Source organism: Pseudomonas sp. DrBHI1 (assembly GCF_002205115.1).
Classification (GTDB): Bacteria; Pseudomonadota; Gammaproteobacteria; order Pseudomonadales; family Pseudomonadaceae; genus Aquipseudomonas; species Aquipseudomonas mosselii.
Window position 1 is genome coordinate 71,892 of record NZ_NIBE01000062.1, and the last position, 3,457, is coordinate 75,348.

Annotated in this window: 5 protein-coding genes; 1 reads left to right on the forward strand and 4 read right to left on the reverse strand. The window is 65.6% G+C overall.

From position 1 onward, the window contains the following. Positions 1 to 218: nucleoid-associated protein (locus CC207_RS27635; protein ID WP_256582090.1), on the forward strand; the 218-nt coding region annotated here is incomplete at its 5' end. A gap of 149 nt (positions 219 to 367) precedes the next feature. Here CC207_RS27635 and CC207_RS14710 read toward each other — a convergent pair. The 4 genes from CC207_RS14710 to CC207_RS14725 all read right to left on the reverse strand — a co-directional run bounded on the left by CC207_RS14710 (position 368) and on the right by CC207_RS14725 (position 3,228). Next, complete coding sequence (locus CC207_RS14710; RefSeq protein ID WP_028692002.1) at positions 368 to 658, reverse strand: GIY-YIG nuclease family protein; 291 nt, start codon at positions 656 to 658, stop codon at positions 368 to 370. A 43-nt stretch (positions 659 to 701) separates the two neighbouring features. Beyond that, positions 702 to 1,160: a nuclear transport factor 2 family protein gene (locus CC207_RS14715; RefSeq protein WP_028692003.1), complete on the reverse strand. Its 459-nt coding sequence runs from the start codon at positions 1,158 to 1,160 to the stop codon at positions 702 to 704. A 105-nt stretch (positions 1,161 to 1,265) separates the two neighbouring features. Next, the gene (locus tag CC207_RS14720; protein ID WP_088852327.1) at positions 1,266 to 2,546 is read right to left on the reverse strand and encodes an MFS transporter; all 1,281 of its coding nucleotides are present in this window, start codon (positions 2,544 to 2,546) and stop codon (positions 1,266 to 1,268) included. A 13-nt stretch (positions 2,547 to 2,559) separates the two neighbouring features. Next, complete coding sequence (locus CC207_RS14725; protein ID WP_036986447.1) at positions 2,560 to 3,228, reverse strand: FadR/GntR family transcriptional regulator; 669 nt, start codon at positions 3,226 to 3,228, stop codon at positions 2,560 to 2,562. Positions 3,229 to 3,457: the final 229 nt, after the last annotated feature.

Sequence of the window (3,457 nt, forward strand, 5' to 3'; positions counted from 1 at the left end):
TCCGCAATAGCGACTACGGGCTGTCGCCGGAGATTCCGGCCGACAAACGTACCCTCAACCAGTTCCGCCGCTTTACCGGGCGTGCCGAGGGTTTGTCGATCAGCTTCGAGGCGCATTTGCTGGGCTCGAAGGTGGAGTATGACGAAGAGGCTGGGACGCTGGTGATCAAGGGCTTGCCGACGCAACTGGTCGATCAGTTGAAGCGACGCAAGGACTGAGATCGTCGGGGCGCGTTGCGCCCCTTTCGCGCCCCACAGGCGATCACGTTTCCCTGTGGGAGCGGCCTTGCGTCGCGAAAGGGCAGCAAATCAGTCCCAGCGATCTATCATGACCACGGACGAAACCCGCCCCACCGTCGGCGAGACCACTACCCCCCGAATCCGGCATAGGACGCCACCAACGCCTCCTTCGCCGCCTTGCGCAGCTTCTTCACCAACCGCTCCTGGCGCAACGCCTCGCCCTTGTCCGGCCACTGCTCCACATACACCAGCGCCTGCGCCGGGCTGGTCTTGAAATAACGTGCGCCCTGCCCTTTCTGATGCTTGATGAAGCGCCGCTGCGGATCATCGCTGATACCGCAGTACAACGAGCCATTGGCGGCACGCACCAGGTAGACGTACCAGGGTTTGCAGTCGGGGGAAGGCGCTGTTTCGCTCACGGCTCGGTTCGGTGCAACGGAAGAAGGCCGCCAGCTTAACGCCTCAGCGCGCCTGCTGGAATGCGCGAAGCCCCTTGAATGCCTGCTGGCGCACCTTGTTCTGCAACATCGGCGTCCAGCCCAGCAGGACGCCCGGCATGCCCAGCGCCTGACGCGCCCAACGCCACAGGTCGAAGGTATCGTCGTGCTGGCAGATCAGCCCGTCGCGGATCACGAAGCGCGCCTGGATATCGTTGACCACCACCCGCCCGGTCTGGCTGAACAGGTAGGTCGCCACCCAGTGCGCGCCATCGCTGCGCACGTCGTCGAAGGTCAGGGTGAAGTCCTTGGCGCGGGCGGTGAGCATCCGCCACATGTCACCCGCGTCACGCCCGCGCAGGGTGCCGAAGACTGGGTCGCTGAAGACAATGTCTTCGCTGTAGCAGGCCACCATGGCCTCGGCGTCCAGGCGCTGGAAGGCCTGGTAGAAACGGGTGATCAGGGCGCTGCTGGCATCGCTCATGGACTGTTCCTGCGCTAGGTGCGAAACCCGCAAGATACTGCCTGGATGCCAGCAACACCATGCCCATTCGCGTCGTGAATGACGATCACGGATCAAGCCAGAGCCTCAAACGTGCTCGCTGCTGACCTGCACATGCAGCGCCCGCCCGGCGCCGAGACCGAACAGGATCGCCCCGATGCCCAGCACCGCGAAGATCCAGCCCACCGCGCTCCAGCCACCGGTCAGATCATGCACCAGCCCTACTGCGAATGGCCCCATGGATGCCAGCGTGTAGCCCACGCCCTGGGCCATGCTCGACAGGTTCGCCGCCACATGGGCGTCCTTGGAGCGCAGCACGATCAGGGTCAGTGCCAGGGCGAAGGTGCCGCCCTGCCCCAGGCCGAGCAGGATCGCCCAGCCCCACAGCCCCTCGATCGGCGCATACAGGCAGCCGAACAGCCCACCCAGGGTCACCAGCATCACCACCACGATGGCCAGGCGCTGGTCCTTGCCACGCGTGGCCAGCCAGGGCGCGCTCAGGGAGCTGATCAGTTGCACGATCACCGATCCGGACAGCACCAGCCCCGCCTCGGTCGGGCTCAGCCCGCGACCGATCAGGATCGAAGGCAGCCAGCCGAACACGATGTAGGCCAGCGACGATTGCAGGCCCATGTACAGCGTCACCTGCCAGGCCAACGGGTCGCGCCACAGCCCGCGCACGCGATAGGCGACCTTGTGCACGCCATGGCCCTGTCGGGACTGGGGCAGCCAGACCAGCATCGCCAGCAAGGCAGGCAGCAGCCAGAAGCCCAGCCCCAGTGCCCAGCTGTCATCGAAGTGGCGGGTCAAGGGCACCGTGGCCCCGGCGGCCATCGCGGCGCCCAGGCACAGCGCCATGGTGTAGACGCCGGTCAGGGTACCGGCGTGCTGGGGGAAGTCGCGCTTGACGATACCTGGCAGCAGCACGCCGATGATGCCGATGCTCGCCCCCGCCATCAGGCTGCCGAGGAACACGCCAGTGGCGCCCAGGGTGCTGCGCACCAGGATGCCCAGCGCCAGGGTCAGCAGGATGCCGAAGATCACCCGCTCGCTGCCGAATCGTCGCGCCAGGATCGGCGCCAGCGGCGCGAACAGCCCCAGGCACAGTACCGGCAAGGTGGTCAGCAGCCCGGCTTGCGATGCGCTGAGCCCCAGCCCTTCGGATACCTGACCGAGCACCGGCGACATGCTCGACAGCGCCGGGCGCAGGTTCAGCGCCACCAACACCAGGCCCAGCAGCAACAGCCAGGGCCTGCGCAGCACCACGGGCTGTTGCTGGACCTGCTCGTCGTCGGCTTCGGCGTCGATCAGCAGTTCATCGAGCTCCGCCTCGCGGGGAGCGGTGTTGCGGGTCAGTTGTTCGGCCATGGCCTTCTCGTTGTCAGGATTCGATGAGTGTCCGGCTCAGGTGCTTGGCCCGTTCCGGATCGCGTTGTTCGAGGGCGTCGAGGATCTGCCCGTGCAGGTCGAACACGGCCTGGCAACGGGGGACGCTGGTCATGTTGTGCTGCAGGGCGGCGCGGACCACGCTGGAGAAGTAGCGGTACAGCTCGCTCAGGGCGGGGTTGTGGGCGGCGTCCACCAGGCGCTGGTGGAACACCAGGTCGCATTCGACGTAGGCGTCGACATCGCCATGGAAATGCCGCGCGCTGTGTTCCAGGGCCTCGCGCAGGGCCTGCAGGTCGGCGTCGGTGCGGCGCACGGCGGCCAGGCCTATGGCTTCTGCTTCAAGAATATGGCGGGTTTCGCGGGCGTGTTCGACTGCGCAGCGGGACATGACCTGCACGGCCTGCAAGGGGTCCACGGCGGTACGCAGGTAGCTGCCGTCGCCCTGGCGGATTTCCACCAGGCCGCTGAAGGCCAGGACGCGCATGGCCTCGCGGACGGTGTTGCGGCTGATGCCCAGGTCGCTGGCCAGTTCCGGTTCGGTGGGCAGGCGCTGGCCTATCGACCAGGTGCCCTTGGCGATGCGGTCGCGGAGCTGGTCTACGGCTTGTTCTACCAGGGAGCGTTTGATGAGCGGGGTCACGAGGTGGGTACGTCCAGTCATCGGATGAATTTTCTTGGGGTTGGACGATAGCGGTTGGGGGGGGATTGGGCAAGGGTTCGGGTTTCAGGGTGTGGGTTCGGGTTTCAGGGTGTGGGTTTTGAATTTTTTATGCGCATTCGTAGACGATATCGACATTTAGTCACCTTTCCGCCCTTACGGCGGGTTACTTAATGAGATGGTCACCCCGGCACCCTGCGAGGCGTACGCTTTCGCAGGGTGCTTTTACTTC

Excerpts from the sequence above, each read along its gene's own strand:
- CC207_RS14720 (WP_088852327.1), bottom strand. The coding sequence starts at position 2,546 with ATGGCCGAACAACTGACCCGCAACACCGCTCCCCGCGAGGCGGAGCTC.
- CC207_RS14725 (WP_036986447.1), bottom strand. The coding sequence starts at position 3,228 with ATGACTGGACGTACCCACCTCGTGACCCCGCTCATCAAACGCTCCCTG.
- CC207_RS14715 (WP_028692003.1), bottom strand. The coding sequence starts at position 1,160 with ATGAGCGATGCCAGCAGCGCCCTGATCACCCGTTTCTACCAGGCCTTC.